Genomic DNA, 25,452 nt, shown 5'->3' on the forward strand with positions numbered 1-25,452 from the left:
GTGGTGAGGGTGGGGTTGGGGGGCTCCGCGGCGCGTGGCTGCCGCGGAGCCCCCGGGAACCGGGTAGGGACGAGGCCGATGACGGCGGCCCGCCCGTCCGGGGCTCTGGGGGGCGGTCAGGCGAGCGGCTCGGGGCGGCCGGGCTGTTCCCCGCCGCGCTCCGCCGCGTACGCCGCCGTCGGCACCATCACCTTGCGGCGGAAGGTGCAGACGACGGTGCCGTCCTGCTTGTACCCCTTGGTCTCGACGTACACGATGCCGCGATCCGGCTTCGATGTCATGTTCTTGTCGAGAACCGTGGTCTCGCCGTACAGCGTGTCGCCGTGGAAGGTCGGCGCGACGTGCCGCAGCGACTCGATCTCCAGGTTGGCGATCGCCTTGCCGGAGACGTCCGGCACCGACATGCCGAGCAGCAGCGAGTAGACGTAGTTGCCGACCACGACGTTCTTCCCCTGCACGGTGGTGGTCGCGTAGTTGGCGTCCAGGTGCAGCGGGTGGTGGTTCATGGTGAGCAGGCAGAACAGGTGGTCGTCGTACTCGGTGACGGTCTTGCCGGGCCAGTGCTTGTAGACCGCGCCGACCTCGAACTCCTCGTAGGTGCGTCCGAACTGCATCGCGTCACGCCTCCGCCGTCTTGTCGGAAACAGGCTGTTCGAACTTGGTGGTGCGCTCCATGCCCGCCGCCCGGCCCTTGCCCGCGATGACCAGGGCCATCTTGCGGCTGGCCTCGTCGATCATCTCGTCGCCGAGCATCGCCGAGCCCTTGGCGCCGCCGGCCTCCGAGGTGCACCAGTCGTAGGCGTCCAGGATCAGCTCGGCGTGGTCGTAGTCGTCCTGCGAGGGCGAGTAGATCTCGTTCGCGGCGCCGACCTGGTCCGGGTGCAGCACCCACTTGCCGTCGAAGCCGAGCGCGGCCGAGCGGCGGGCCACCTCGCGGTAGCCCTCCTGGTTGCGGATCTGCAGGTAGGGGCCGTCGATCGCCTGGAGGTCGTTGGCGCGGGCCGCCATCAGGATGCGCATCAGGATGTAGTGGTAGGCGTCGGCGCCGTAGCCGGGCGGCTGCTCGCCGACCACCAGGGACTTCATGTTGATGGACGCCATGAAGTCGGCCGGCCCGAAGATGACGGTCTCCAGCCGGGGCGAGGCGGCGGCGATCGCGTCGACGTTGATCAGGCCCTTGGCGTTCTCGATCTGCGCCTCGATGCCGATCTTGCCGACCTCCAGGCCCACCGTCTTCTCGATCTGGGTCAGCAGCAGGTCCAGCGCGATCACCTGCTGGGCGTCCTGCACCTTGGGCAGCATGATGCAGTCCAGGTTCTGGCCGGCGCCCTCGACCACCGTGATCACGTCGCGGTAGGTCCAGTGCGTGGTCCAGTCGTTGACCCGGACGACCCGGGTCTTGCCGCCCCAGTCGCCGTTGTTGAGGGCGTCCACGATGTGGTGCCGGGCGCTCTCCTTGACCAGCGGGGCGCAGGCGTCCTCCAGGTCCAGGAAGACCTGGTCGGCGGGCAGGCCCTGGGCCTTCTCCAGGAAGCGCGGGTTGCTGCCCGGTACGGCCAGGCAGGAACGGCGCGGACGGAGGCGGTTCACGGTCGTCATTGAGGGGGGTTCCTTCCGGGTTCAGCCGGCCGCGGCGGTGGTCACGGTCCACGGCTGGAGCCTGTTGGCCAGCCGGATCTCGTCCACGATCCGGCCGATGATGGTGGTGATGCCGAAGTCCTTGGGTGTGAACACGGCGGCGACGCCGGAGTCCCGCAGGACCTCCGCGTCCGCTGCCGGGATGATTCCACCCACGATCACCGGCACATCCTCCACCCCCGCGCGGCGCAGCCGGTGCAGGACGTCCGGCACCAGCTCGGGGTGCGCGCCGGACAGGATGGACAGGCCCACGCAGTGCACGTCCTCGGCGACGGCCGCCGAGACGATCTGCTCGGGCGTCAGGCGGATGCCCTGGTAGACCACCTCGAACCCGGCGTCGCGGGCCCGGACGGCGATCTGCTCGGCGCCGTTGGAGTGCCCGTCCAGGCCGGGCTTGCCGACCAGCAGGCGCAGCTTGCCGGCGCCGAGTTCGGCGGCGGTGGCGGCCACCGCCTCCCGGACGGCGGCGAGTTCGCCGCCCGGCTCGGCCGCGACCGCGACCGGGGCGCCGCCGACGCCGGTGGGGGCGCGGTACTCGCCGAACACCTCGCGCAGCGCGAACGACCACTCGCCGGTGGTGGCGCCGGCCCGGGCGCAGGCCAGGGTGGCGGCCATCAGGTTCTCCTCGGTGGCGGCCACCTCCTTGAGGCGGGCCAGCGCCTCCTGCACGGCGGCCTCGTCGCGCCCGGCCCGCCAGGCGTCCAGCTGGGCCAGCACCGAGCGCTCGGCGGCCGGGTCGACCACCATGATGGCGGCGTCCAGGTCCGCGGTGAGCGGGTTCTCCTCGGTGCTGTCGAAGCAGTTGACGCCGATGATCTTGTCCTCGCCGGCCTCGATCCGGGCCCGCCGCTCGGCGTGCGAGGCGACCAGCGCGGACTTCAGGTAGCCGGACTCGACGGCCGGGATCACCCCGCCCATCCCCAGCACCTTGGCGATCTCCGCCTCCGCGCCGGCCAGCAGCTCGGAGGTCTTGGCCTCCACCACGTGCGAGCCGTCGAACAGGTCGCCGTACTCCAGCAGGTCCGACTCGTACGCCAGCACCTGCTGGATGCGCAGCGACCACTGCTGGTCCCAGGGCCGGGGCAGGCCCAGCGCCTCGTTCCAGGCCGGGAGCTGGACGGCGCGGGCGCGGGCGTCCTTGGAGAGCGTGACGGCCAGCATCTCCAGCACGATCCGCTGGACGTTGTTCTCCGGCTGCGCCTCGGTCAGACCCAGCGAGTTGACCTGCACGCCGTAGCGGAAGCGGCGCTGCTTGGCGTCCTCGATGCCGTAGCGCTCCCGGGTGAGCTTCTCCCACAGCCGGTTGAACGCCCGCATCTTGCACATCTCCTCGACGAAGCGGACGCCCGCGTTGACGAAGAAGGAGATCCGGCCGACCACCTCGCCCATCCGCTCCGCCGGGACCTGCCCGGAGTCGCGGACGGCGTCCAGGACGGCGATCGCGGTGCACATCGAGTAGGCGATCTCCTGGACGGGCGTCGCCCCGGCCTCCTGCAGGTGGTAGCTGCAGATGTTGATCGGGTTCCACTTGGGGATGTGCGCCACCGTGTAGGCGATCATGTCGGTGATCAGCCGCACCGAAGGGCCGGGCGGGAAGACGTGCGTCCCGCGCGACAGGTACTCCTTGACGATGTCGTTCTGGGTGGTGCCGGTGAGCCTGGCGATGTCCGCGCCCTGCTCCTCGGCGACCACCTGGTAGAGCGCCAGCAGCCACATGGCGGTGGCGTTGATGGTCATCGAGGTGTTGGTGCGCTCCAGCGGGATGCCGTCGAACAGGGTCCGCATGTCGCCCAGGTGCCCGACCGGCACGCCGACCCGGCCGACCTCGCCGCGGGCGAGGACGTGGTCGGAGTCGTAGCCGGTCTGGGTCGGCAGGTCGAAGGCCACCGACAGGCCGGTCTGGCCCTTCGCCAGGTTGCGCCGGTACAGCGCGTTGGAGTCACTCGCGGTGGAGTGCCCGGCGTAGGTGCGCATCAGCCACGGCCGGTCGCGCTCCTGGGCGCCCATCAGACGTTCCGGCTGTGCTTGTCGTTCCGCTCGTCGAGCTCGCGGCTGTGCTCGATGTTCCGCTCGTCGAGCTCGCGGAAGACGTTGATCTTGGTCAGGTGCTGCTCGCGCAACTCGGTGTTGCGCACGCCCAGCCCCTCCTGCGGTGCCAGGCAGAGCACGCCGACCTTGCCCTGGTGCTTGTTGTGGTGCACGTCCAGGGCGGCCTGGCCGGTCTCCTCCAGCGCGTAGACCTTGGACAGCGTCGGGTGGATCTTGCCCTTGGCGATCAGCCGGTTGGCCTCGAACGCCTCGCGGTAGTTGGCGAAGTGCGAGCCGACGATGCGCTTGAGCGACATCCACAGGTAGCGGTTGTCGTACTGGTGCATGTAGCCGGAGGTGGAGGCGCAGGTGACGATGGTGCCGCCCTTGCGGGTGACGTAGACCGAGGCGCCGAAGGTCTCCCGGCCCGGGTGCTCGAAGACGATGTCCACGTCCTCGCCGCCGGTGAACTCGCGGATCTTCGCGCCCAGCCGCTTCCACTCGCGCGGGTCCTGGTTCTGCTCGTCCTTCCAGAACTTGTAGCCCTCGGCCGAGCGGTCGATGATCGCCTCGGCGCCCATGGCGCGGCAGATGTCGGCCTTCTGCGGGCTGGAGACCACGCAGATCGGGGTGGCGCCGCCGGCCAGCGCGTACTGGGTGGCGTACGAGCCGAGGCCGCCGCTGGCGCCCCAGATCAGCACGTTGTCGCCCTGCTTCATGCCCGCGCCGTTGCGCGAGACCAGCTGCCGGTAGGCGGTGGAGTTGACCAGGCCCGGGGAGGCGGCCTCCTCCCAGCTGAGGTGCTTGGGCTTGGGCAGCAGCTGGTTGGTCTTCACCAGGGCGAGCTGGGCCAGGCCGCCGAAGTTGGTCTCGAAGCCCCAGATCCGCTGCTCCGGGTCCATCATCGTGTCGTTGTGGCCGTCGGGGGACTCCAGCTCGACCGACAGGCAGTGCGCGACGACCTCGTCGCCGGGCTTCCAGGCGTTGACCCCGGCGCCGGTGCGCAGCACCACGCCCGCCAGGTCGGAGCCGAGCACGTGGTACGGCAGGTCGTGACGCCTGGTCAGCGGCGACAGGCGGCCGTAGCGCTCCAGGAAGCCGAAGGTGGAGACCGGCTCGAAGATCGAGCTCCACACCGTGTTGTAGTTGACCGAGCTGGCCATCACGGCCACCAGGGCCTCGCCCGGGCCGAGTTCGGGCAGCGGCACGTCGTCCAGGTGGAGCGACTTGCGCGGGTCCTTGTCCCGGCTGGCCAGGCCGGCGAACATCTGCTCCTCGTCCTTGTGGAGCGTCACGGCCCGGTAGGACTCGGGCAGCGCCAGGGCGGCGTAGTCGGCGGACGTGGCGTCGCCGCTGAGGATCGCGTCGAGAATTTCCTGCATGGGCTGCCTCCGAAGGCGTACCTGTGCGAGGGACACAGGGCGTCTGGGGGAGCCGGGAGCGGACACCGGCTTCGCTGAGGGTGGATGGGTGCTGCGGGTGCGACGGAGGGTGGTGTCGCGTGGGTGCTGCTGGTTCACGCCCCCGCGGTGGGGGACGCCGGAGGACGGCGCGCCGAGGTGGGGAGCCGCGGCGCCGCAGCCGGTGGGAACAAGGTAGTGGCACCCTGTGCCACTCGTAAAGACACGCGGTGCCAAGTCGTGGCGTGAGCCAGGACACGCGGTGCCGAACCGGCCCGGACAGGCCGAAGGCCCGTCCCCGAAAACGGGAACGGACCTTCGAATCTGTGGCTGATCTGCGGAAACCGCCTGGATTACCCGGGATTACCCGGAAGTTCTGCCGGCCAGGGCGGCTCTGATCGAATCCACCACCGACTCCAGCGGTGCGTCCGTCCGGGCGACTGTGATCAGCACCTCACCGCCCGGACTGGCACTCAGTGCGCTCACCGCCTCGGCCTCCCCACCGTCACCACTGGCACCGGGTGCCACGGTGGCGCCGCGGCGGCGCGCCCCGCTCGGCGGCGTCGGCCAGAACGTCCCCCGGATCACCCCGAAGGAGTGGTCGAGCTGCGCCTCCACGTCGCCGTGCCCGCCGGCCCGCAGCCAGCGCCGCAGCACGTGGTTGTGCGCCGCGACCACCGCCGCCGCCGACACCTCGGCCAGCATCGAGTCGTCGTCCCCGCCGCGCTGCCAGCCCGGCGGGGTCTGCTCGGCCGCGTCGAACCGGCCCAGCAGGTAACGGGTGAACAGCCGCTCGTAGCGGGAGACCACCGCGATCTCGCGCTCGCGCAGCGCCGGGACCTGCCGGATCAGCTGGTAGCGGGCCACCGACATCTCCGGCGTGGAGGCGTACATCCGCAGCACCTCCTTGATGCCCCGGCACACCACGTCCAACGGGTGCTCCTCGGCCTCGGCGCTGGCCAGCAGGTCCGCCACCCGCACCAGGGTGTCGTCGTGGTCCGGGAAGATCGCCTCCTCCTTCGACCGGAAGTATCGGAAGAAGGTGCGCCGGGCGACCCCCGCCGCGGCCGCGATCTGATCGACCGTCGTCTCCTCGTACCCCTGGGTGGCGAACAGCTCCATCGCCGCCGCGGTGAGGTCCTGGCGCATCTGCAGGCGCTGGGCGGCGGCCCGGCGGCTGCCCGGTCCGGACTCCGCCCCCGCACGAGGCTGGTCGGGCCCGGCGGCCGGCGGCTGCTGCTGGGGAGGCGAGGTCTGGCGATCCATGTTCGGAACGCTACACGCACCCGGTGCACCGCCGTCCGGCCTGCCCCGGCGCACCGGCGCCCCCGGCGGTGCCACGGCGGGCCGGGGCCACCGCGAGGAGACCGACCCCGCACCCCAAGGAGGCTTCGCCGCAAGCGGGTTGACGCCCCCTGAGGACGGCGGCCGGCCCTGCGGCGCGGGCACCGGGCGGCCGGTCATCGCCGTGCGTGGTCGCGGAAACCACGCCCCGTCTTGCGCCCCAGGCAGCCCGCCGCCACCAGGTGCTCCAGCAGCGGCGCCGCGGCCAGCCCTGGCTCCCGGAACTCCTGGTGCAGCACCTGCTCGATGGTCAGCGACACGTCCAGGCCCACCACGTCCAGCAGTTCGAACGGGCCCATCGGGTAGCCGCAGCCCAGCTTCATCGCGGTGTCGATGTCGTCCACCGTCGCGTAGTGCTCCTGCAGCATCCGCACCGCGTCGTTCAGGTACGGGAACAGCAGCGCGTTCACGATGAACCCGGCCCGGTCGCCGCACTCCACCGGGTGCTTGCGCACCTTCGCGCACAGCTCCAGCACCGTCGCCGTGACGTCCCCGGCGGTCAGCACCGTGGAGACCACCTCCACCAGCCTCATCGCCGGCGCCGGGTTGAAGAAGTGCATCCCGACCACGTCCTGCGGCCGGGAGGTCGCCGTCGCGCAGGAGATCACCGGCAGCGAGGAGGTCGTGGTGGCCAGCACCGCACCCGGCTTGACGATCCCGTCCAGGACGGCGAACAGCTCGCGCTTGACCGCCAGGTCCTCCGCGACCGCCTCCACCACCAGGTCGACGTCCGCCAGGTCCCGGTACGAGCCGGTCGGGGTGACCAGCGCCAGCGCCGCGTCCCGGTCCTGCTCCGACAGCCGGCCCTTGGCCACCGAACGCTCCAGCGACCGCGCCAGCTGCGCCTTCGCCCGCTCCGCCTTCTCCTGGCTGCGGGCCGCCAGCAGCACCGGGAAGCCCGCCTTCGCGAACACCTCCACGATGCCGGTCGCCATCGTCCCGCTGCCGCACACGCCGATGCCGCGCACCTCGCGCCCGGCCGCCCGGGGCCCCGCGCCCGCCGCGGCCGGCTCGGCGACCGTCCTCGAGGAGCCCGGCGCCTCGTAGGTGTAGAAGCCGCGGCCCGACTTGCGGCCCAGCAGGCCCGCCGCGGCCAGCTGGCCCAGCACCGGCGCCGGCGCGTGCAGCCGGTCCCCGGACTGCGCGTACATCGCCTCCAGCACGGTGCGGGCGGTGTCCACGCCGATCAGGTCCAGCAGCGCCAGCGGGCCCATCGGCAGGCCGCAGCCCAGCCGCATCGCCGCGTCGATGTCCTCCCGGGTCGCGTACCGGGACTCGAACATCGCCGCCGCCTGGTTCAGGTACGCGAACAGCAGGCCGTTGGCGATGAACCCGGCCCGGTCGCCCGCCGTCACCGGCTCCTTGCCCAGGTCGCGGGCCAGTTCGGCGACCTGCTCGGCCGCCCCGGGCGAGGTCAGCACCGTGCGGACCACCTCCACCAGGCGCATCGTGTGCACCGGGTTGAAGAAGTGCACCCCCAGCACCCGCTCCGGGCGGGTGGTGGCCGCCGCGATCCGGGTCACGCTCAGCGCCGTGGTGCCGGTCGCCAGCACCGTCTCCGGCGGGCAGATCCGGTCCAGCTCGGCGAACAGCGCCCGCTTGAGCTCCAGGTCCTCCGGGACCTCCTCGACCACCAGGTCGGCCGCCGCCGCGGCGGTCAGGTCGTCGCCGACCTCGACCAGCGCCAGCAGCGCCGCCCGCTCCTCGGCCGACAGCCGCCCGCGCTCCACCGCCCGCGCGGTGGACGCCTCGATCCGGTCCAGCGCCCGCAGCGCCTGCGTCGGACCGGCCTCCACGCCGATCACCCGACGCCCGCTGCGCGCCAGTGCCACGGCCACGCCGGCACCCATGGTGCCCAGGCCGACCACGGCGACGGTGGGGAAGGGACGCTCCATGTCCAGACTCCTTGTCATGGGCCCGTGCCGCGGCCCCCGCCACCGCCCGGCCGCGGCAGCGCGAACCCGGGCGGAGGGTGTGACGGGGGAGGGTGTGCCGGCGGCACGGGAGAAACGGGAACGGAAGAAGAACTGCGGCACCCGCGGTACGGACTGGTCCGCTCCAGTTCCGTCCGGGGGCAGTGCCGTGGTGCTCAGGCGCTCCGACCGGGTCGTGAACGGCTACGCCGACGCGCGCACAGGAGAAGGGAACGCGACCTGCCGGTGCGGCTCCCGTAGCCCGGCGCTGGCGCGTGCCGACACTGTAGCCGAGCTACCGGCGGGTAGGAAGAGGGGAACGCGACCCGCCGGGCCGTCGGCGCGCCCATACTGTGGCCGCAGCTGCCGAAGGAGGACACCATGGCTGTCATGACGACCGAGCGCCCGCAGATGGAACTCGAGCAGTTCAGGAACATCGCCGCCATAGCCGCTGAGCGGGAGGACGTGGTGTTCGAGTTCATCAACGGCAGGATCGGAGTCAAGCCGGTGCCCGACGGCGACCACGGGGAGATCATCCGCTGGGTTTCGAGGCGCTGCATGCAGCACCGCCCGGACCTGTGGCTGTACGTCGAGCAGGGGCTGCGCGTCGATCGCTACCGGGCCGGACACGCGAAGCCCGACGGTGCGCTCGCCGAGGACGGTGCCTTCGCCGGACAGGGCGAGTGGGCCGATCCCGAGCAGGTGCTCATGGTGGTGGAGGTGACTTCCTACGACTCCGACACCCACCGGCGCGACCGGGTCGAGAAGCCGGTGGCGTACGCCGAGGCCGGAATCCCGGTCTACCTGCTGATCGACCGGGACGCGGGCGCGGTAACCGTTCACAGCGATCCGCAGGGCGGCCGTTACGAGACCGTCACGACGCGCGCCTACGGCCACGAGGTTGTCCTGCCCGACCCGGTCGGTGTCCTCCTCGACACCGAGGAGCTCAAGCGCTACGCACGCTGAAACGCCGAACGGCCCGCCCGGAGTGCTCCGGGCGGGCCGTTCGTGCGTGGTGCGTCAGCGCGTCAGTGCGCCATCACCGGGACGGCCTCCTCGGCGCCGGCGCCCTCGGTGTGGTGCTCGGGCTTGCCGGCGTTGACCAGGACGCCCGCGGTGACGCCGGCCAGCAGCAGGATGCCGAAGGCCGCCCAGATCGCGACGGAGTAGGAGTGCACCTGGGCCTGGAGCTGGAACAGCTTCGGGTCGGTGGCGGTGGCCGCGTGCGCCTTGGCCCACGAGGTGCCGGCGCTGTGCGCGACGGTGCTCAGCAGGGCGGTGCCGATCGCGCCGCCGACCTGCTGGGAGGTGTTGACCATCGCCGAGGCGACACCGGCGTCCCGCGGCTGGACGCCGTAGGTGGCCAGGCTCATCGCGGGCATGAACGCGGTGCCCATGCCCAGGCCCATCAGGACCAGGCCGGGGAGGATCTGCCAGTACGAGGTGTTGACGTCGATCTGGGTCAGGATCAGCAGGCCGAGCGAGGCGACCACGAAGCCGGGCGCCATCAGGTACCGGGCCGGGACCCGGGTCATCAGGCGGGCGCCGATCTGGGTGGAGCCGGTGATCATGCCGGCCACCATCGGGAGGAAGGCGACGCCGTTGACCAGCGGCTTGTAGCCGAGCACGCCCTGCATGTAGAGGGTGAGGAACAGGAACAGGCCGAACATGCCGATCACGGCCATGCCGAGCGAGAGGTAGACACCGCCGCGGTTGCGGTCGGTGATCACGCGCAGCGGCAGCAGCGGGGCCTTGACCCGGCTCTCGACGACCACGAACGCGGCGAGCAGCACGGCGGCGGCCACGAACAGGCCGATGGTGCTGCTGTCGCCCCAGCCCTCCTGCTCGGCCCGGGTGAAGCCGTACACCAGCGAGACCAGGCCGGTGGTGACCAGCAGCACGCCCGGGATGTCCAGGCGGTTGCGGTTCAGGCCGACGGCGGGCTCGCTGATGACCAGCAGCGCGCCGGCGATGGCGACCACGGCGAACGGGATGTTGACGTAGAAGGTCCAGCGCCAGTTCAGGTACTCGGTGAGGGCGCCGCCCAGGATCAGGCCGATCGCACCGCCACCGCCGGCGACGGCGCCGTAGATGCCGAACGCCTTGGCGCGCTCCTTGCCGTCGGTGAACATCACGGCCAGCAGCGACAGCGCGGCGGGCGCCAGCAGCGCGCCGAACACGCCCTGCAGGGCGCGGGCGCCGAGCAGCATGGTGGTGTTGACGGCGGCGCCGCCCAGCGCGGAGGCCGCGGCGAAGCCGACCAGGCCGACCATGAAGGTCCGGCGGCGGCCCCACAGGTCGGCGACCCGGCCGCCGAACAGCAGCAGGCTGCCGAAGGCCAGGGCGTAGGCGGTGATCACCCACTGGGTGGTGCTGTCGGCGAAGCCGAGGTCCTCCTTGGCGTGCGGGAGGGCGATGTTCACCACGGTCGCGTCGAGCACGACCATCAGTTGCGCGAGCGCGATGAAGACGAGCGCCTTCCACCGGCGCGGGTCCGGCTGGAGGGTGTCAGACATGGAGGTACCCACTTGTGTGTGCGAGAGAGCGTACGGATTGCGTGCGGGACCGCGGCCGGTGGACGGGCGTCCCGTGGGAAGTCGTGAGGGCGGCGTCGGTGCCGCCGGAGTGCCGGTGCGGAGTCAGGCGCGGGGCGTGAGGTCCTCCAGGGTCGCGGCACGGCCGGGCAGCACGGACGGTGCGGGAGCCCGCAGGCCGTCCAGCAGCAACTGCAGGTGACGCCGGACGTGCGGGTCCAGGTCGAGGCAGCCGAAGCCGGGGAGCGGTCGGGTGAGCTGGGCCATGGCGACGACGATGTCGCCGGCTCCGACGTCGGTGCGGAGCAGGCCGTCGGCCTGGGCGCGGGCGATCAGGTCCTGGGTGACCCGCTTCATCTCGGCGCGCGCTTCGGCGAGTTCGGGTTCTTCGAGGTCGACGGAGTCGGAGAGCAGCGGACAGAGCGCGCCGATCCGCTCCTCGGCCGAGGCGAGCACGAAGCGGCTGAACGCCGCGAAGGAGTCGGACTCCTCCGCGGTGGCCGCGTGCGCGTGCGCCACGATCCGCTGCATCACGGCGATGGACACCTGCTGGATCAGCGTCCGGCGGTCGGCGAAGTTCCGGTACAGCGTGGCGTTCCCGACCCCGGCCCGGCGGGCGATCTCGTCCAGCGGGGCCATCGCCCCGTACTCGACGAAGGCCTCCCGGGCCGCGGCCACGATGCGGGCCCGGTTGCGGGCCGCGTCCGCCCGCCGGACGGGAGCGGCGGTGGTGACGACGGTCATGCTGCGCTCCCTTCGAGCGGCGGTGGGCGGTACTGGGGATCATCTCCCCGTTTTGTTGCGGACAGATGTCTAAACGGGGAACTGGTCCCCGGAAATTTCATCATCCGATGTGGCCTGCGTCACATCTGCGACGCTCCTTCCCACGCACGGACGAGTGACCCCCGGCGCGTTCCCCCGGCCGACCCGAAACCCCTGGTCAGGATGGGTCCATGAGCACCGCCAAGCCACGCGCCGACCGCGCCGCCGAGGCCCGGACGGCCGCCACCCGGATCGAGGCCGAGGGCGTCGACGGAGTGATCGTCAGCTGGGTCGACAACGCCGGCGTCACCCGGGTCAAGACCGTCCCCGTCCGCGGCCTCGAATCCGCCGCCCGCTGGGGCGTCGGCGCCGCCCCCTGCTTCGACGCCTTCCTGGTCGACGACTCCACCGCCCCCACCGCCGGCCCCGTCGGCGACCTGCGCCTGGTCCCCGACCTCACCGGCCTGCACCGCCTCGCCGCCCAGCCCGGCTGGGCCTGGGCCCCCGGCGACCGGTGGACCCAGCAGGGCGAACCCCACCCCGGCTGCCAGCGCCACTTCGCCCGCCGCACCGCCGACGCGCTCGCCGACCTCGGCCTGGCCGTCCGGGCCGGCATCGAGGTCGAGTGGATCGTCGACGGCGGCGAACCCGGCCCCGCCTACGGCATGCGCCGCCTGATCGGCAACAGCGACTACCTGCGCGACCTGCTGCGCACCCTGCGCGAACAGGAACTCACCGTCCTCCAACTGCACCCCGAGTACACCGAGGGCCAGTACGAGCTGTCCGTCGCCCCCACCGGCCCCGTCGAGGCCGCCGACACCGCGCTGCTGGTGCGGCACACCGTCCAGGCCGTCTCGCTGCGGCACGGGCTGCGGGCCAGCTTCGCCCCCGTCACCGACCCCGGCGGCGTCGGCAACGGCGGCCACCTCCACCTCAGCCTGTGGCGCGACGGCCGCAACCTCGGCCACGGCGGGGCCGGGCCGCACGGCCTCACCCGCGAGGCCGAGGCGTTCCTGGCCGGCGTCCTCGCCGAACTCCCCGCGCTGCTCGCCCTCGGCGCCCCCTCCGTCGCCAGCTACCTGCGCCTGGCCCCCGGCCGCTGGTCCGGCCCCTACCGCTGCTGGGGCCTGGAGAACCGGGAGGCCGCGCTCCGCCTGATCACCGGCTCCGCACCCGAGCAGGCCAACGCCGAGATCAAGTGCTTCGACGCCGCCGCCAACCCCTACCTCGCCGTCGGCGGCGTCCTCGCCGCGGGCCTCGCCGGTCTCGGCGCCGCCCTCCACCTGCCCGCCGAGACCACCGGCGACCCCGAGGGCGCCGCCGAACGCCTCCCCGCCACCCTCGACCAGGCCGTCGACGCGCTGCGCAAGTCCGAGGTGCTGCGCGCCGCGATGGGCGAACCGCTCTGGCGGGCCGTCCTCGACGTCCGGGAGGCCGAGGCCGAACGCTTCGCCGGCCTCGGGCCCGAGGAGGTCGCGGCGGCCGTCCGCTACCGCTACTGACGACAGGGGCCGGGGCGGGGTGGTTGCGGCTCAGCCGGTGCCGGTGCCGGGGTGGTTTCGGCTCAGCCGGTGCCGGTGCCGGGGTGGTTTCGGCTCAGCCGGTGCCGGTGCCGGTGCCGGTGCTGGCGGCGAACTCCGTGTACTCCGCGTCCGCGCCGCGAGTCGTTGCCGATGCCACGATGACCGTTCCCCCGAGGATTCCCGCCCTGTCACCCTTCAGCCGCGGTTCACCGCCCGGGATGTCACAGGGTTTCCGAACGAGCCGGGATTCCCAACGGCCCGGGGCACCGAACGTCCCGGGGTTTCCGAGCGCGTCACCTCGGACCCCTAGAGTGTGGGCGCCGTGGGCCGGGAACGTGGAGGGGGAACGGGATGTTCTGGGTGGGGCTGCTGCTGTTCGTCGTCGTGGGCGGCGAGTTGGGGGCGGTGGCGCAGGGGGCGACCCGACTGGGCGATGAGGACGGCGGCGCGATAGCCCAGTTCGTCATCGGGATCAACCTCGCGCCCTGGACGGCCCTGGGCGCCTGCGCCCTGGTCTATGTCGGCCGTCGCAGGCGCGCCGGGCTGGAGGCCAAGGGGAAGCTCTCGCCCGCGCTCGCCCGGATCGAGGACGCCCAAGCGACCGGTGACGGTCCGGACCACAGGCTGGAACTCGACCTGACGGTAGCCCCCAAGGGCCGCCCCGCGTACCGGGTGTCCGGTACCACCCGGGTCAACGTGATGCACCTCCAGGAGTTCGCCGCCGGACGCACGCTGGACGTCGCCTACGACCCGGAACGCCCCTGGCGCGTCGAGGTCCCCGAGCGCTGCCGGGAAGAGATCCGGGTGCCGCTGGACACCGCGCCGGAGAGCACCCGGGTGCACGAACCGAAGGTCCCGCTGGGCGGAGCGGGGATCGCCGTGCTGGCCGCGATGGCCGCCGGAGCGGCGGTGTTCTTCCTCGCGTGGGGTTCCTGACCGGCGCCAACTCCTGCAGTGACGCGGTGCGTTCGACGTACAGCAGCTCCCCGTCCCCGCTGCCGGATTCCGCCGCCGGATTCCGCCGCCGGGTCTCACCGGTGAATGTCGCTGTTGAATCCCACCGTCGGGGCGCCGCGGAGTCCCTCGGTGTCCTCGACGGCGCAACTCCCTCTCCCTTTCCCCCCGGCCCTCCCGCCGGTCGGTGTGCCCGCAGACCCGTCAGACCTGTCCGGCGGCCAGCGCGCGGCGGGCGGCGTCGGCCAGGCCGCCCGGCCACGGCTCGCCGTGGCCGGGGTGGACGGTGTCGGCGTCCAGGTCGGCCATCGCCTCCAGCGAGCGCAGCGCCTGCGCGCTGTCCCGGGTGAAGGCGCGGCAGACCAGGCTGGGGCCGCTGCGGCCGCCGACGGTGTCGGCGGTGACCAGCGCGTCCCCGGTGAACGCGGCCGCCCCGCCGGGCAGCAGGAAGACCGCGCTGCCCGGGGTGTGGCCGGGGGCGTGCACCGCGAACGGGCGCCCGGGGACGTCGAGTTGCTCGCCGCCCCGGAAGGTCCGCGGGGCGCGGACCGGACGGGTGCGCAGCATGCCGCGCCGGGCGAAGTGCACGGGGGTGCGCAGCGCGGACGGGCGGCGCAGCGCGTACCGCAGCACGTTGCCCTCGGTGGGCGACTTGGCGTTGCCGCGCAGCGGGTCGGCGAGCAGCGGGGCGTCCTCGGCGTGCACCCAGACCTCGGCGCCGGTGCGTTGGGTGAGCGGACCGGCCAGACCGAGGTGGTCCAGGTGACCGTGGGTGACCAGGACCGCCCGCAGGTCGTCCAGGCGACGGCCGATCCGCTCCAACCCGGCCTCCAGCAGCGGCAGGTGGGAGGGGAGCCCGGCGTCGACCAGGGTCAGGTCGGTGCCGTCGACGAGCAGGTGGAAGTTGACGTGCGGATCACCGAACCGCAGCACCCGGGTGCTCACCGGGCCACCGCCTCGCCCCGCACCGGGGTGATGCGCGCGCCGGGCCGGGCTGGGCCGTCGAGCAGCAGGACGTCGGGGGTGGGGTTCATGGTGGGACGCTCCTTGGTTTGGCGGGGTGGCTGGGCCGAGTGGGTGAGCGCAAGAGTGCGCTGTAGCGGATGGGTCGCGTACCCTCCTGGGCATTGGCCGGATATCGATGTTGCGACAACTAATGACGCAACATCGATGTCGCCTCATTGGTGTCGGTTCATTGATGGCGCGTCACGCATGTCTCATCGCGCATGCCTCATCACGCATGTTGCGTCATCGGTGAGGCGCTATCGATGTGGCGGCACCGTTGTCGCGGCATCGATGTGAGGTCATCGACACCCCGACATCGATGATGCAGTATCGATGATGCGACATTGATGTCATGTCATCGATGTCGTGTCACTGAATATGGTGGAGGGGCTGAGGAGGTGTCAACCTCGCCCCTGCCGCGCGTTGCCCGAGGAAAGGACCTGAGCCGGTGGAAACGGCCGAACACGCCAGGACGCTGAACGAGATCCGCCTGCTGGTGCTCGCCGCCCAGCGGGAGGGCAGCCGCCGACTGGGCCACGCGCTCAAGCAGTCCGGCATCACCCCCGCCCAGGGCGAGGTGCTGGAGGTGCTCTCCGGCGGTGAGCACCTCACCCTCGCCGAGGTCGGCCGCCGCCTGGTCTGCGAGGCGGGCAGCCCCAGCCGGCTGGTGGACTCCCTGGTCAAGGCGGGCCTGGTGGCCCGCACCCCCAGCCCCACCGACCGCCGCACCGTGCTGCTCGCCATCACCCCCGGCGGCCTCGCCAAGCTCGCCGAACTCGGCGAGACCGCAAGCCCGTTGCTCGACCTGATGGGTGACCGCCTGGACCAGTACGAGGCCCGCGCGCTGGCCGACCTGCTGCGCCGCCTGCTCAACGGCACCCCCGGCGGCGCGGCCGTCGCGGCCCGGTTCCCGATCATCCCGGCCCAGAGCGGCTGACGGTCGCCCCCGCGCCCTCCCCGGAACGCGCAAGCCCCGTCCGGGGAGGGGGGAACCCCTGGCCGGGAAACCCCCGGACGGGGGCGGACCGGCCGTGGTACGAAGCTCGGATGACGAGCTACTGGACGGGTGAACGCGTACGCCTGCGGGCGGTCGAACCGGAGGACGGGCCGCTGCTCGCCCGGCTCTCCGCGCAGGAGGAGCGGCTCGGCGACGTGCTCGACCCGCCGCGCTCCGCCGAGGGCTGGGCGGCCCTCGCCCGGCAGAAGGCCGCCGCGGACCCGACGGCCGGCACCTACCAGCTGATCATCGAGTCCCTCGCCGACGGCGCCGCCGTCGGTACGACCGGCGTACACCGGGCCGACGACCGCAGCGGCCTGTTCGAGTACGGCATCACCGTCGGTGCCGAGCACCGCCGTCGCGGCTACGCGGTCGAGGCGGTCCGGCTGGTGCTGCGCCACCAGTTCGAGGAGCGCCGCCACCACAAGGCCACCGCCCGGGTGTTCGCCCACAACGCGCCCTCGCTGGCCCTCCAGCGGCAGCTCGGCTTCACCGAGGAGGGCCGCCTGCGCCAGCACTTCTTCGTCGCGGGTGAACACCGTGACGTGGTGCTGTTCGCGATGTTCGCCGAGGAATTCTTCGCCCGGTACGGCGGTCCCACCGGGCTCTGAACACCGCCTGCACGTTTCTGCACGATCCCGCGCGAGGTGGCGAAACAGTGAGGCCGACCGCCGACCGCCGACCGCCGACCGCCGACCGCCGACCGCCGACCGGGGCCGGTCTCCGGTCCCGGCCTCCGGCGTCGCGCTGGACGCCGTGGCCGGAGCGGTTCTAACCGCGGTTCGCCCCGCCCTTCACCGAGTGGCTCGTCCTGCCATCGGCCGCGTCGCTCGTCGACCGCCCGGCGAACGGGCCGTCCAGTGCGGCCCACTGGAGCAGCAGCACGGTCTTGCCGTCGGTGATCCGGCCGTCCCGGGTCATCGCCAGCGCCTCGGCGAAGGGCAGTTCGAGCACCTCGATGTCCTCGCCGTCCTCCTCCAGGCCGCCGCCGCGTCCGGTCCGGTCGGCCTGGAGGTAGGGCGCCGCGAAGCAGTGCAGCCGTTCGGTGACCGAGCCCGGGCTCATGTAGGCGTCCAGCACGTGCGTCAACGGGCCGAGCTCCACGCCCAGTTCCTCCCTGCTCTCGCGGCGCACCGCGTCGGCGGCGCCGTCCGGACCGTTCGCGTCGCCCGGGCCGTCTGGGCCATCTGGGCCGTCCAGGTCGGAGGCGTCGATCAGCCCGGCGGCCGCCTCGATCAGCATCCCGTCGGGGTGCCCGTTGACGTAGGCCGGGTAGCGGAACTGGCGGGTCAGCAGCACGGTGCCGCGCGCGGCGTCGTACGGCAGGACCGCGGCGCCGTCGCCCCGGTCATAGGTCTCCCGCTGCTGGGTGGTCCACCGGCCGTCCCGGCGGCGGTAGTCGAAGGTGGTGCGGCGCAGTACGTGCCAACCCTGCGAGGTGAGTTCGACCTCGCGCACCCGCACGTCCGGGTTGCGGCGCAGGCCGCGGCCGACGCGGTCCAGGCCGGTGCGGCCGCGGTGGTCGGGGAGGTCGATCCCCGGGCGGCCGCTCACGCGTCCTCCTGGGGCGCGCGGCGGGGGAGTTCGGCGATGTCGTGGTAGACCGGCAGGCCGCGGCGGCGGGCGGTGGCCACGTCCTGGTCCGCGCCGGTGGAGTCGCCGGGCAGTCGGAGCACCGCGTCGCAGTGGGCCAGCAGCCGGTCCGCGGCCGGGTACAGCACCTGGTCGGCCAGCGGGTCGGTCGGCCCCGCCCCAGCCGAGCGGAGCACCGGCAGGGCGATCCACTCGCCGATCACGGGCAGGTGCCCGGCGGCGAAGACCGGCCAGGCCGCGGCCTCCAGCCGGGCCAGGTTGGCGGCCATCGCCGCCGGATCGCCGCCGGTGCCAGAGCGGTACGGACCGGCGATCAGGACGAGCATGGGGGAGTCGGTGTCGGGGCGTGTTGCTGCTTTCCGGGTCATGGGGCGCTACGATACATGCAGAAACGTGAAAGAACGGGAGAGAATGCGGATGCTGGCTGCTGAACGGCGTGACCACCTGCTCGGACTGCTCGCCCGGGAGGGCAAGGTGGTGGCCAAGGACGTCGCCGCCGAACTCGGCATCTCCGAGGACAGCGTCCGCCGCGACCTGCGCGACCTCGCCGCCGAAGGGCTGTGCCAGCGGGTCTACGGCGGGGCGCTGCCCGCGTCCCCGGCGATGGCGGACTACGCCGAGCGGCAGTCGGTGACACCCGACGGCAAGCGGAAGGTGGCCGCCGCGGCCGTCGACCTGATCCGTCCCGGCAGCACGCTGATCCTGGACGGTGGCACCACCGCGCTCGCCGTCGCCGGCCTGCTCCCACCCGACCTCGACTGCACCGTGATCACCCACAGCCCGACGGTGGTGGCGGCCCTGCTGGAGCACCCCCGGGCCGAGCTGTTCCTGCTCGGTGGCCGGGTGTTCAAGCACTCCGCGGTCGCCTGCGGAGCCGCCGCCGTCGAGGCCGCGCAGAACGTCTCCGCCGACCTGTGCCTGCTCGGCGTCACCGGCGTCCACCCCGAGGCGGGGCTCACCACCGGGGACGCGGACGAGGCCGCGATGAAGCGCGCGCTGGCCGCCCGGGCCGCCGAGACCTGGATCCTGGCCTCCGCCGAGAAGATCGGCGCCGCCTCCCCGTTCCGCGTCCTGCCTTGGGAGCGCGTCGCCGGCCTGATCACCGACGCGGCCCCCGACCACCCGACCCTGGAACGCCTCGCCGCCTCCGGCCTGGAGATTCGCCGGGCGCGCTGACCGCGTCGCCGCGCCGGAGCACGGCCGCGTCGCCGCGCTGGAGCACGGTCGCGTCGCCGCGTCGATGCCTGGTCGCGCCGCCGTGCCGCCGCGCGGCCGCTCTCGGGGCCGGTCGGGGTGCGGCGTTCCGGCGCTCCGGAGCAGGGTGTCCACGACGAGCGCCGCGAGGGCGTCCGGGGCCTGTTCGTCCTTGCGCCGGACGAGCTCTTCCCCTGGCCCGTGCTCTTCCCCTCGCCCGCGCCCAACGGTTCCAAGCCCGCGCCCGGGGCGTACGTCTGGTGAGCCCCGGTACGCCGCCGGTGTCTACGGTGCGGCGTCCCGGGTCAGGACGACGACCGGGATCCGGCGTCCGGCCCGCTCCTGGAAGCCTGCGAAGTACGGGGTGCGCAGCAACTGCAAGGCCCAGAGCCGGTCGTGTTCCGCGTCCTCGGCCACCGACGCGGTGACGGGGAAGCTCTCGGTGCCGACCTCGACGCGGGCGGCCGGGTCGGCGAGCAGGTTGTGGTACCAGCCGGGGTGGTTCGGCCGACCCCCGTTGGCCCCGAAGACCACCAGCCGCCCACCGTCCTCCAGGTAGGTCACCGGCATGACGCGAGGCTCCCCGCTGCGAGCGCCGGTGGTCGTGAGCAGCAACAGGGGGACCCCGGCGAAGTCGCCGCCCACCACCCCGCCAGCGGAGCGGAACTCGTCGATCACCAGTTGGTTGCACCGGAGCCGCTCTGACGACACGTTGACACCTCCGGGGAAAGGGAATTGACGGAACGTCACGCACGCTACGCGCCAAATGGTTTGCCGCCCAACGGATTTCGTGCAGCAGCACCGGCCCGGTCCGCGCACCCGTCCGGTCCGTGCACCTGCTCAGTGGGCCTCGGGTAGTCAACCGCTAAGACGTCGTTCCTTTTGGTGCCAGTGGTTGTTGAGTGGTCGTGGAGAGTCTTGTTGAGCGCCTGGTCCCGGGCGAGTTGTGGGAGTTGTTTCGACGTATGGTGCCGCCGGCGGTCGTTCAGCGCCCACAGGGCGGAGGTCGACGGCGGGCCGGGGACCGGGAAGTGCCGGTCGCGATCGTGTTCGTAGCGGCTTCGGGTTGCACCTGGCGCCAGCTCCCGCCAGTCTTCGGGGCCTGCTGGCAGACGGTCTACCGGCGCTTTGCGCGATGGAGCCGCGACCGGCTCCGGGCCCGGCTGTACCGGGTCGTCCTGGGGGAACTCGACGCCCAGGGGGGCGCTGGACTGGCCACGGTGTGCCATCGATTCGGTGAGCATCCGCGCCCTCAAGGGTGCCTCTGATCGGACCGAATCCGGCCGACCGTGGCAAGAACGGATCGAAGATCCACCTGATCTGCGGCCGAAACGGCCTGCCGATCTCGCTCTCCATCTCCGGAGCCAATCTGCGCGACAGCCAGGCCCTGGAACCGTTGGTGCTCGGCATCCCGCCCATCCGTTCCCGACGCGGATCGCGCCGACGCCGACCGGCCAAGCTGCACGGCGACAAGGGCTACGGCCACGACCACCTGCGGCGATGGCTGCGCTCCCGCGGCATCGTCCCCCGCACCGCCCGCCGAGGCATCGAGTCCTCCCAGCGCCCGGGTCGCCACCGCCGGGTTGTCGAGCGCACCACGTCATGGGTCTCCGGATGCCAGCGCCTGCACTGACGCTACGAGCGCAAGGCCGGGCATTTCCTCGCTTTCGCCGGCATCGCCGCACTCCTGATCTGCTACCGCCGTCTCACCCGTGCCGCCGAGCGGGGCCGGTCAGCGTGAGACCGCTCCGACGCTGCGGACCCACACGGGAAAAGGTGCGGTCTCTGGCTCGGGAACGTCCTGCTCTGCCTGGCCGTCCTCAATCTCGAGGTCCGACCAGGCAACCAAGCCCGGCGTCCGGTCGTTCAGGAAGCCCTCGATGACGGCACCGAGATCGTCAGAAGGCGCGTACGCACTGCCGAAGGGCAGTTCGTCCGCGGCCACCGATCCGGTTGAGCATCGGAGCTGCCCGGCCTGCTCGTCGTGCCACACGTAGAAGGTCGCCACCCCGGCGAAGCCCATCTCGCGGATGCGGAGCCGGATGCCTTCGGCGGTCTGCTCAAAGGCGGCGATCACCTCCGACACGGACAAGGCGCGCCTGTCCTCATCCTCTGCCCCCAGCCACCAGGTGTTGGTCTCCCACTCCACCCGCGGATCAGTCGGCTCCAGCACCAGCGGTTCGTCCGCTACCTCGGCGATCCATGTCAACAGCACCCCGGAAGTATCCCTGCACACCTCGGACACCAGGAAGCACCAAAAGAAGCGATGTCTAATGCGGGGCGTACTGAGCCTTTGCAAAGCGGCCACCGATCGGGTGACGGTCGACCTGATGCCATCTGTGGGGATTTTGGAGCGGCGGCTCGGGTTGTTGGAGTAGGAGCTGTAGAGCCGATGGGCGAGGGCGTGGTGCTGGCCCTGTGCTTTGTGGTGCTGTCGGAGGCCGCCTCTAGGGTGACCGGCAAGATCGTCATTGGGGTCACCCCCGACGTGGCTGGAACCGTTCGGAAGGGGTTGGTATGGGTTGGTGGGACAGGGCGCCGGGGGAACGCGAGCGATGGGTGCTCGATCCGTTGGCGGGGGTGGGACCGCTGCGGTTCGGGATGGACCCGGCGCAGGTCCGGGAGGCGCTGGAGGACGCGGGCGTCCGGCCCGAGCTGACGGTGCGAACGGGAGACTCCCTGGAGTACTACCGGGAGCCGGGGCTGACCGCGTTCTACGCGCCGGGGCCGCGGCTGGCCGCGGTGCTGATCGACGCCACGGGCGGGCCGTTGCTGCGGCTGGGGGATGTCGAACTGGTCGCGCGGGTGCCCTCCGAAGCCCGTGCCGACATCCGCCGCCTCGCCCTCCTCGACGGGGCCGAGGTACGGGTGAACTTCCACGGGGAGCCGGAGGTGCCGGCCTGGGGGCTTTCCGTGTGTGCGGTGCAGGAGTGGGGGCACTCGTCCACGGGGCATATGGAGCGCCGGGACAACATGATCACTGGCCTCCTGGCCACCGGTCCCGAGCTGGCCGGGGACCCCTGGAACACGGAGCCGGTCGCCAGGTTGATCCGCCCTTCGCACGACCGGCGGACGCCCCCGGACCCTCCGCCGGTGACGGCCGATCGGGACCGGCCGCGCTGGGAATGTTCACCGCTGCGGGGGGTCGGTCCGTTGCGCTTCGGGATGAGCCCGCGGCAGGTGGCTGCCGCGCTGGGCGGCCGGGAGCCCGCCGGGCGCGAGGGCCACCACCCGTTCCGGCCGGGCGGGGGCCGCGACCTGGACAGGTGGGAGCTGGACGACGAGCACTACGACCACGTGGGGGTGAGCGCGCACTACTGGGAGGGTGCGGACGGCCCCGAACTGAGCGCGGTGAGCGTCCACGGCCGCACCGGCCCGCAGGTCCTCTTCCAGGGCATCGAACTGGTCGGCCGCCGGCCCTCCGTCGTCGAGGCGGAGCTCCTCCGGCACGCCGAGGAGCACCCGCTGGAACTCCGCTACGCCCAGCAGGGGAATGTGGGCTCGGTCGAGCTCAACGTGTGGGTACGGGCCGAACGGGTCGGGGACGGCACGATCACCGGGGCCCTGTTCTGCGTCGAGCAGTGGGAGTACAGCGACGACTGAGGCTGAGCCCGTCGAGGCGACCGCCGATCGAGTGGTGCCGGGTGGGGAAGAACCCGCGGGGCTCCTGGACGGTTGAGTGAGGTACCCGACGTCTCAACTCTTGCCCGGGAGCCCTGCTGGTCACGTGCCCAGCCGCACTGGACCTGCCGCACGCGCTCGTCGAGTGGGTCACCATGCTCATCGTCATCCGCGAAGGCGACCGCCGCTGCAAACTCCGGCCCTCTAAACGCGCGCTGGTCGCGCTGGTGTACCTGCGCAAGCACGACACCCTCGTCCAGATCGCCGCCGGCTTCCGCATCAGCGTTGGCACCGCCCACGCCTACGTCCGCCAGGTCACCGACCTCCTCGCCCGTTGTGCTCCCGGGCTGACCCAGGCCCTGCGCGAAGCCGACCCCGAGTACGTCCTGGTCGACGGCACCCTCGCCGACTGCGACCGCGTCGGCGACAGCCGCGCCGACTACTCCGGCAAACACCGCCGCCACGACGTGAACCACCAGGTCATCACCAGCCCGACCGGTCGGCTCTTGTGGATCTCCCGCGCCCTGCCCGGCCGCACCCACGACCTGACCGCAGCCCGCACCCACCGCATCGTCAAAACCTGCGCCAGGCTGCACATCCCGGCCTTGGCCGACATGGCCTACACCGGTGCTGGCGGAACGTTCGCCGTGCCGACCAGACGCCTGCCCCGCAAGGAGCCCAGCGTCAGGCAGCGATCGGTGAACCGGGCCCACGCTCGGCTCCGTCACCCGGTCGAACGCGGCGTGGCCACCCTGAAACGCTGGAAAATCTTCCGCCGTGCCCGATGCAGCCCGAACTGGTTGACGTCAGCAGCCAAAGCTGTCCTCACCCTTGAGCTTCAACGCTGAAAAGGCTCACTGTTCGCCGAGGGCGCGCAGGCCGTCGGTGAGTGCGGCGAGTTGCGCGGCGGTGAGGCCGGAGGCCAGTTCGGCGTCGGCGGCCTCGGCGGCCTCGGCGCAGCGGGCCAGCAGGCGGCGGCCCTCGGCGGTGAGGGTGAGGACCTGGCGGCGCCGGTCGTCCGGGTCGCGGAGGCGTTCGACTGCGCCGAGCGCCTGGAGTTGGTCGGCGAGGGCCACGATCAGGCTGGGCGCGACACCCAATCGGGAGGCCAACTCCTGCTGGGAGGCGGCGGATTCGGCATCCAACGCGGCCAACAGTCCGGCGTGCTTGGGCTTCAGGCCGAGTGCCTCGACCCGGGTCGCGAAGCGGTCGGCGGCCAGGGCGCCGAGGGTGCCCAGGTTGAAGACCAGTGTGGCGCGGAGGGCGGCCGATCCCTTGACATCGCTCATGCCGAGAATGATAACTTCCCCATATCGTTCACGGCTCGAATGATTTAGGGGGAGATGAAATGGGCGTGCTGTCCGCGGCCAATGCACTGGCCGCGCTGATGAGCGCGGGATCGAGCGTGGCGGGCGTGCTCCGGCCGGGCCTGGCGCTGCCCGCAGGTGAACCGGCCACCGCCGGGGTGCACCTGTATGCACAGGCCTACGCCGCCAGGTCGCTCCCGCTCGGGGTGGCCACGGCGGCGGCGGTGTGGACGGGCGCGGCGGTGGCCTGGCCGATGCTGCTGGTGTCCGGCCTGGCCCAGGTCGCCGACTCGGCGATCGGCTTCCGTCAGCGCAACCTCGGCATGGGCATCGGCGCCGGCGCGTGCGCCGTCCTGCACCTGCTCTCCGCCTGGTGGATGGCCCGGTGAACGGCCCGGTGAACGGCGCGACGGACACCGCGATGAGCGTGGCGGGGCCCGGCGCCACGGGCCTGACGGCGCTCGACGTGGCAGCGTTCGCGGCGGAACTCGCGGTGTACGCGGCAGCCGCCTGGTGGGCCTGGCGCAGGCCGGGCCGACGCGGGGCGCGACTGGCGGCGGCGGTCGGGGCGGTGGCCGTGCTCGCTGTGCTGTGGGGGCGGTTCGCGGCCCCGACCGCCGATCGGCCGTTGCACGGGGTGGCTCGGGTGGCGTTCGAGGTCTGCTGGTTCGGCGTGGGCGCGGCGGCGGCGTTGCGCGCGTACCGGCGGGGGGTGAGGTGAGTGCTGTGGCACGGGTGTCCAGGCACGGATGTCCAAGCATTGATGTCGCAACACCCATGTCGTGGCAACCGTGTTGCAGCACGCATGCCGTGACACCCATGCCGTGGCACCTATGTCACAACACCCATGTCGCGTCACTGGTGGCGTGACACGTATGCCGCGACACGTATGCCGCGACACGTATGCCGCGACACGTATGCCGCGACACGTATGCCGCGACACGTATGCCGCGACACGTATGTCGTGACACCTATGTCGCGACACGGGCCCGCAAAATGATCTGACGGCCACTCGGGCATGCCCTACGGTGTCCGGCAGCATGCGAACCGGACGGGGCGGTAACAGTGGGCTGGGACATGACGATCGAGCAGCCGGGAGGCGCCGGTGATCCCGATTACCGGTTCAACGTTTCGAGCATGGGGCCGGCGAAACGGACCATGGAGCGCCTCGGGATGCTCTCGTCCGAGGAGCCGCCGCCTTGGCCGGAGTTCGCGGACTTCGAGGTGGTGTCGGCCGATTTCGTCACCGCCTCCCGGGGCGAGGAGTCCGAGTCCATGCGCGCCTTCCATGCCGCCGGCCGGGCAGTGGTCGACTGGCAGGCCGAGCAGCCGACGGGGATTCCGGGCTACAAGATCGGCGGCGGCAACGACGGCTGGCTGGTGACACCCGCCGAGATCCGTGCCGCGCTGGCCGCCCTCGAAGCGCAACCCGAATCGGTCAAGGCCGAGGCGGTCTCCCAGTACCCGCGTTGGGAGGAGTGGATCGACTACCTCCAGCGCGCCGCGACCCACGGCGGGTTCCGGGTCGAATAGCGACCGCCAGCCTCCGTCCCGTCCCGTCCCGTCCCGTCCCGCCCACGCCCCGCCAAGCCAAGGTCCAAGCCAAGAGCGCCCCGCCACCGCGCGACCGCCCGGGTCA

Annotated in this window: 26 protein-coding genes and 1 pseudogene; 13 read left to right on the plus strand and 14 right to left on the minus strand. The window is 72.2% G+C overall.

Features of this window, described 5'->3' with window-relative positions:
• Nucleotides 1-116: 116 nt before the first annotated feature.
• The 6 genes from HUT16_RS26320 to HUT16_RS26345 form a co-directional block, all read right to left on the minus strand.
• Nucleotides 117-614 carry a MaoC family dehydratase gene (locus tag HUT16_RS26320; RefSeq protein WP_176190531.1) on the minus strand — a complete coding sequence of 166 codons (498 nt, stop codon included), beginning with the start codon at nucleotides 612-614 and terminating at the stop codon, nucleotides 117-119.
• Nucleotides 615-618: 4 nt separating this feature from the next.
• Entirely contained in the window at nucleotides 619-1,599 is a 981-nt protein-coding gene (locus HUT16_RS26325) for a CoA ester lyase (protein ID WP_176190532.1), read from the minus strand.
• 21 nt (nucleotides 1,600-1,620) lie between these two features.
• Nucleotides 1,621-3,645, minus strand: a complete 2,025-nt coding sequence (locus HUT16_RS26330; protein WP_176190533.1) for a protein meaA — start codon at nucleotides 3,643-3,645, stop codon at nucleotides 1,621-1,623.
• Nucleotides 3,645-5,048, minus strand: coding sequence for a crotonyl-CoA carboxylase/reductase (gene ccrA / locus HUT16_RS26335; protein ID WP_176190534.1), 1,404 nt, complete (start codon nucleotides 5,046-5,048; stop codon nucleotides 3,645-3,647). The genes HUT16_RS26330 and ccrA overlap by 1 nt, the downstream gene beginning before the upstream one ends.
• A 381-nt stretch (nucleotides 5,049-5,429) precedes the next feature.
• Nucleotides 5,430-6,332: a TetR family transcriptional regulator gene (locus HUT16_RS26340; protein WP_176190535.1), complete on the minus strand. Its 903-nt coding sequence runs from the start codon at nucleotides 6,330-6,332 to the stop codon at nucleotides 5,430-5,432.
• A gap of 194 nt (nucleotides 6,333-6,526) precedes the next feature.
• Nucleotides 6,527-8,305 carry a 3-hydroxyacyl-CoA dehydrogenase family protein gene (locus HUT16_RS26345; RefSeq protein ID WP_176190536.1) on the minus strand — a complete coding sequence of 593 codons (1,779 nt, stop codon included), beginning with the start codon at nucleotides 8,303-8,305 and terminating at the stop codon, nucleotides 6,527-6,529.
• Between the two features lie 399 nt (nucleotides 8,306-8,704).
• Between HUT16_RS26345 and HUT16_RS26350 the strand changes: the two genes are divergently transcribed.
• Nucleotides 8,705-9,289: a Uma2 family endonuclease gene (locus HUT16_RS26350; protein ID WP_176190537.1), complete on the plus strand. Its 585-nt coding sequence runs from the start codon at nucleotides 8,705-8,707 to the stop codon at nucleotides 9,287-9,289.
• A 62-nt stretch (nucleotides 9,290-9,351) separates the two neighbouring features.
• Here HUT16_RS26350 and HUT16_RS26355 read toward each other — a convergent pair whose 3' ends face one another.
• Both HUT16_RS26355 and HUT16_RS26360 read right to left on the minus strand, forming a co-directional pair.
• Nucleotides 9,352-10,839 (minus strand): MFS transporter, encoded by a 1,488-nt coding sequence (locus HUT16_RS26355; RefSeq protein WP_176190538.1) that lies wholly within the window; start codon nucleotides 10,837-10,839, stop codon nucleotides 9,352-9,354.
• A gap of 123 nt (nucleotides 10,840-10,962) precedes the next feature.
• The gene (locus HUT16_RS26360; RefSeq protein WP_176190539.1) at nucleotides 10,963-11,601 is read right to left on the minus strand and encodes a TetR/AcrR family transcriptional regulator; all 639 of its coding nucleotides are present in this window, start codon (nucleotides 11,599-11,601) and stop codon (nucleotides 10,963-10,965) included.
• Between the two features lie 209 nt (nucleotides 11,602-11,810).
• Here HUT16_RS26360 and HUT16_RS26365 point away from each other — a divergent pair, with 209 nt between their 5' ends.
• Entirely contained in the window at nucleotides 11,811-13,121 is a 1,311-nt protein-coding gene (locus tag HUT16_RS26365; RefSeq protein WP_176190540.1) for a glutamine synthetase family protein, read from the plus strand.
• Between the two features lie 372 nt (nucleotides 13,122-13,493).
• Nucleotides 13,494-14,078, plus strand: coding sequence for a hypothetical protein (locus tag HUT16_RS26370; RefSeq protein ID WP_176190541.1), 585 nt, complete (start codon nucleotides 13,494-13,496; stop codon nucleotides 14,076-14,078).
• 222 nt (nucleotides 14,079-14,300) lie between these two features.
• Here HUT16_RS26370 and HUT16_RS26375 read toward each other — a convergent pair whose 3' ends face one another.
• The gene (locus HUT16_RS26375; protein ID WP_254897995.1) at nucleotides 14,301-15,041 is read right to left on the minus strand and encodes an MBL fold metallo-hydrolase; all 741 of its coding nucleotides are present in this window, start codon (nucleotides 15,039-15,041) and stop codon (nucleotides 14,301-14,303) included.
• Nucleotides 15,042-15,549: 508 nt separating this feature from the next.
• On the opposite strand from HUT16_RS26375, the gene HUT16_RS26380 reads away from it, so the two are divergent.
• On the plus strand, nucleotides 15,550-16,038 hold the full coding sequence (locus HUT16_RS26380; protein WP_176190543.1) for a MarR family winged helix-turn-helix transcriptional regulator: 489 nt from the start codon (nucleotides 15,550-15,552) through the stop codon (nucleotides 16,036-16,038).
• Nucleotides 16,039-16,148: 110 nt separating this feature from the next.
• Nucleotides 16,149-16,709: a GNAT family N-acetyltransferase gene (locus HUT16_RS26385; protein ID WP_176190544.1), complete on the plus strand. Its 561-nt coding sequence runs from the start codon at nucleotides 16,149-16,151 to the stop codon at nucleotides 16,707-16,709.
• 160 nt (nucleotides 16,710-16,869) lie between these two features.
• On the opposite strand, the gene HUT16_RS26390 is transcribed toward HUT16_RS26385, so the two are convergent.
• Together HUT16_RS26390 and HUT16_RS26395 are read right to left on the minus strand one after the other, a co-directional pair.
• On the minus strand, nucleotides 16,870-17,652 hold the full coding sequence (locus tag HUT16_RS26390) for an NUDIX domain-containing protein (RefSeq protein ID WP_176190545.1): 783 nt from the start codon (nucleotides 17,650-17,652) through the stop codon (nucleotides 16,870-16,872).
• A complete protein-coding gene (locus tag HUT16_RS26395) occupies nucleotides 17,649-18,017 on the minus strand; it encodes a DUF4406 domain-containing protein (RefSeq protein ID WP_176190546.1) in 369 nt (122 codons plus the stop codon). The genes HUT16_RS26390 and HUT16_RS26395 overlap by 4 nt, the downstream gene beginning before the upstream one ends.
• A 91-nt stretch (nucleotides 18,018-18,108) precedes the next feature.
• Here HUT16_RS26395 and HUT16_RS26400 point away from each other — a divergent pair, with 91 nt between their 5' ends.
• Together HUT16_RS26400 and HUT16_RS26405 are read left to right on the plus strand one after the other, a co-directional pair.
• The gene (locus HUT16_RS26400) at nucleotides 18,109-18,867 is read left to right on the plus strand and encodes a DeoR/GlpR family DNA-binding transcription regulator (RefSeq protein WP_176190547.1); all 759 of its coding nucleotides are present in this window, start codon (nucleotides 18,109-18,111) and stop codon (nucleotides 18,865-18,867) included.
• Between the two features lie 117 nt (nucleotides 18,868-18,984).
• Nucleotides 18,985-19,149 carry a hypothetical protein gene (locus HUT16_RS26405; RefSeq protein WP_176190548.1) on the plus strand — a complete coding sequence of 55 codons (165 nt, stop codon included), beginning with the start codon at nucleotides 18,985-18,987 and terminating at the stop codon, nucleotides 19,147-19,149.
• A gap of 21 nt (nucleotides 19,150-19,170) precedes the next feature.
• On the opposite strand, the gene HUT16_RS26410 is transcribed toward HUT16_RS26405, so the two are convergent.
• Nucleotides 19,171-19,704, minus strand: coding sequence for a nitroreductase family deazaflavin-dependent oxidoreductase (locus tag HUT16_RS26410; RefSeq protein WP_368662714.1), 534 nt, complete (start codon nucleotides 19,702-19,704; stop codon nucleotides 19,171-19,173).
• Between the two features lie 146 nt (nucleotides 19,705-19,850).
• Between HUT16_RS26410 and HUT16_RS26415 the strand changes: the two are divergent.
• A pseudogene (locus HUT16_RS26415) lies at nucleotides 19,851-20,626 on the plus strand (IS5 family transposase).
• On the opposite strand, the gene HUT16_RS26420 reads toward HUT16_RS26415, so the two are convergent.
• Nucleotides 20,618-21,100 carry a hypothetical protein gene (locus tag HUT16_RS26420; RefSeq protein WP_176190550.1) on the minus strand — a complete coding sequence of 161 codons (483 nt, stop codon included), beginning with the start codon at nucleotides 21,098-21,100 and terminating at the stop codon, nucleotides 20,618-20,620. The pseudogene HUT16_RS26415 and the gene HUT16_RS26420 sit on opposite strands and share 9 nt — an antisense overlap.
• 344 nt (nucleotides 21,101-21,444) lie before the next feature.
• On the opposite strand from HUT16_RS26420, the gene HUT16_RS26425 reads away from it, so the two are divergent.
• Together HUT16_RS26425 and HUT16_RS26430 are read left to right on the plus strand one after the other, a co-directional pair.
• Nucleotides 21,445-22,488: a hypothetical protein gene (locus tag HUT16_RS26425; RefSeq protein WP_176190551.1), complete on the plus strand. Its 1,044-nt coding sequence runs from the start codon at nucleotides 21,445-21,447 to the stop codon at nucleotides 22,486-22,488.
• A 116-nt stretch (nucleotides 22,489-22,604) separates the two neighbouring features.
• The gene (locus HUT16_RS26430) at nucleotides 22,605-23,354 is read left to right on the plus strand and encodes a transposase family protein (RefSeq protein ID WP_176192880.1); all 750 of its coding nucleotides are present in this window, start codon (nucleotides 22,605-22,607) and stop codon (nucleotides 23,352-23,354) included.
• Nucleotides 23,355-23,360: 6 nt separating this feature from the next.
• Here the strand turns inward: HUT16_RS26430 and HUT16_RS39350 are convergent, their stop codons facing one another.
• The gene (locus tag HUT16_RS39350; RefSeq protein WP_176190552.1) at nucleotides 23,361-23,795 is read right to left on the minus strand and encodes a MarR family winged helix-turn-helix transcriptional regulator; all 435 of its coding nucleotides are present in this window, start codon (nucleotides 23,793-23,795) and stop codon (nucleotides 23,361-23,363) included.
• Nucleotides 23,796-23,854: 59 nt separating this feature from the next.
• Between HUT16_RS39350 and HUT16_RS26440 the strand changes: the two genes are divergently transcribed.
• The 3 genes from HUT16_RS26440 to HUT16_RS26450 all read left to right on the plus strand — a co-directional run bounded on the left by HUT16_RS26440 (nucleotide 23,855) and on the right by HUT16_RS26450 (nucleotide 25,346).
• The gene (locus HUT16_RS26440) at nucleotides 23,855-24,202 is read left to right on the plus strand and encodes a hypothetical protein (protein ID WP_176190553.1); all 348 of its coding nucleotides are present in this window, start codon (nucleotides 23,855-23,857) and stop codon (nucleotides 24,200-24,202) included.
• On the plus strand, nucleotides 24,199-24,534 hold the full coding sequence (locus tag HUT16_RS26445) for a DUF2568 domain-containing protein (protein WP_176190554.1): 336 nt from the start codon (nucleotides 24,199-24,201) through the stop codon (nucleotides 24,532-24,534). The genes HUT16_RS26440 and HUT16_RS26445 overlap by 4 nt, the downstream gene beginning before the upstream one ends.
• A gap of 356 nt (nucleotides 24,535-24,890) precedes the next feature.
• Nucleotides 24,891-25,346 carry a hypothetical protein gene (locus tag HUT16_RS26450; protein ID WP_176190555.1) on the plus strand — a complete coding sequence of 152 codons (456 nt, stop codon included), beginning with the start codon at nucleotides 24,891-24,893 and terminating at the stop codon, nucleotides 25,344-25,346.
• The last annotated feature ends 106 nt before the right edge of the window (nucleotides 25,347-25,452 follow it).

Origin of the sequence: Kitasatospora sp. NA04385 (genome assembly GCF_013364235.1) — a bacterium.
Lineage (GTDB): Bacteria > Actinomycetota > Actinomycetes > Streptomycetales > Streptomycetaceae > Kitasatospora.

Coding starts and splice junctions, on each gene's coding strand:
- HUT16_RS26400 (WP_176190547.1), top strand. CDS start 18,109: ATGCTGGCTGCTGAACGGCGTGACCACCTGCTCGGACTGCTCGCCCGG.
- HUT16_RS26385 (WP_176190544.1), top strand. CDS start 16,149: ATGACGAGCTACTGGACGGGTGAACGCGTACGCCTGCGGGCGGTCGAA.
- HUT16_RS26450 (WP_176190555.1), top strand. CDS start 24,891: ATGACGATCGAGCAGCCGGGAGGCGCCGGTGATCCCGATTACCGGTTC.
- HUT16_RS26395 (WP_176190546.1), bottom strand. CDS start 18,017: ATGCTCGTCCTGATCGCCGGTCCGTACCGCTCTGGCACCGGCGGCGAT.
- HUT16_RS26360 (WP_176190539.1), bottom strand. CDS start 11,601: ATGACCGTCGTCACCACCGCCGCTCCCGTCCGGCGGGCGGACGCGGCC.
- ccrA (WP_176190534.1), bottom strand. CDS start 5,048: ATGCAGGAAATTCTCGACGCGATCCTCAGCGGCGACGCCACGTCCGCC.
- HUT16_RS26325 (WP_176190532.1), bottom strand. CDS start 1,599: ATGACGACCGTGAACCGCCTCCGTCCGCGCCGTTCCTGCCTGGCCGTA.
- HUT16_RS26440 (WP_176190553.1), top strand. CDS start 23,855: ATGGGCGTGCTGTCCGCGGCCAATGCACTGGCCGCGCTGATGAGCGCG.
- HUT16_RS26320 (WP_176190531.1), bottom strand. CDS start 614: ATGCAGTTCGGACGCACCTACGAGGAGTTCGAGGTCGGCGCGGTCTAC.
- HUT16_RS26355 (WP_176190538.1), bottom strand. CDS start 10,839: ATGTCTGACACCCTCCAGCCGGACCCGCGCCGGTGGAAGGCGCTCGTC.
- HUT16_RS26330 (WP_176190533.1), bottom strand. CDS start 3,645: ATGGGCGCCCAGGAGCGCGACCGGCCGTGGCTGATGCGCACCTACGCC.
- HUT16_RS39350 (WP_176190552.1), bottom strand. CDS start 23,795: ATGAGCGATGTCAAGGGATCGGCCGCCCTCCGCGCCACACTGGTCTTC.
- HUT16_RS26345 (WP_176190536.1), bottom strand. CDS start 8,305: ATGGAGCGTCCCTTCCCCACCGTCGCCGTGGTCGGCCTGGGCACCATG.
- HUT16_RS26340 (WP_176190535.1), bottom strand. CDS start 6,332: ATGGATCGCCAGACCTCGCCTCCCCAGCAGCAGCCGCCGGCCGCCGGG.
- HUT16_RS26365 (WP_176190540.1), top strand. CDS start 11,811: ATGAGCACCGCCAAGCCACGCGCCGACCGCGCCGCCGAGGCCCGGACG.
- HUT16_RS26350 (WP_176190537.1), top strand. CDS start 8,705: ATGGCTGTCATGACGACCGAGCGCCCGCAGATGGAACTCGAGCAGTTC.
- HUT16_RS26370 (WP_176190541.1), top strand. CDS start 13,494: ATGTTCTGGGTGGGGCTGCTGCTGTTCGTCGTCGTGGGCGGCGAGTTG.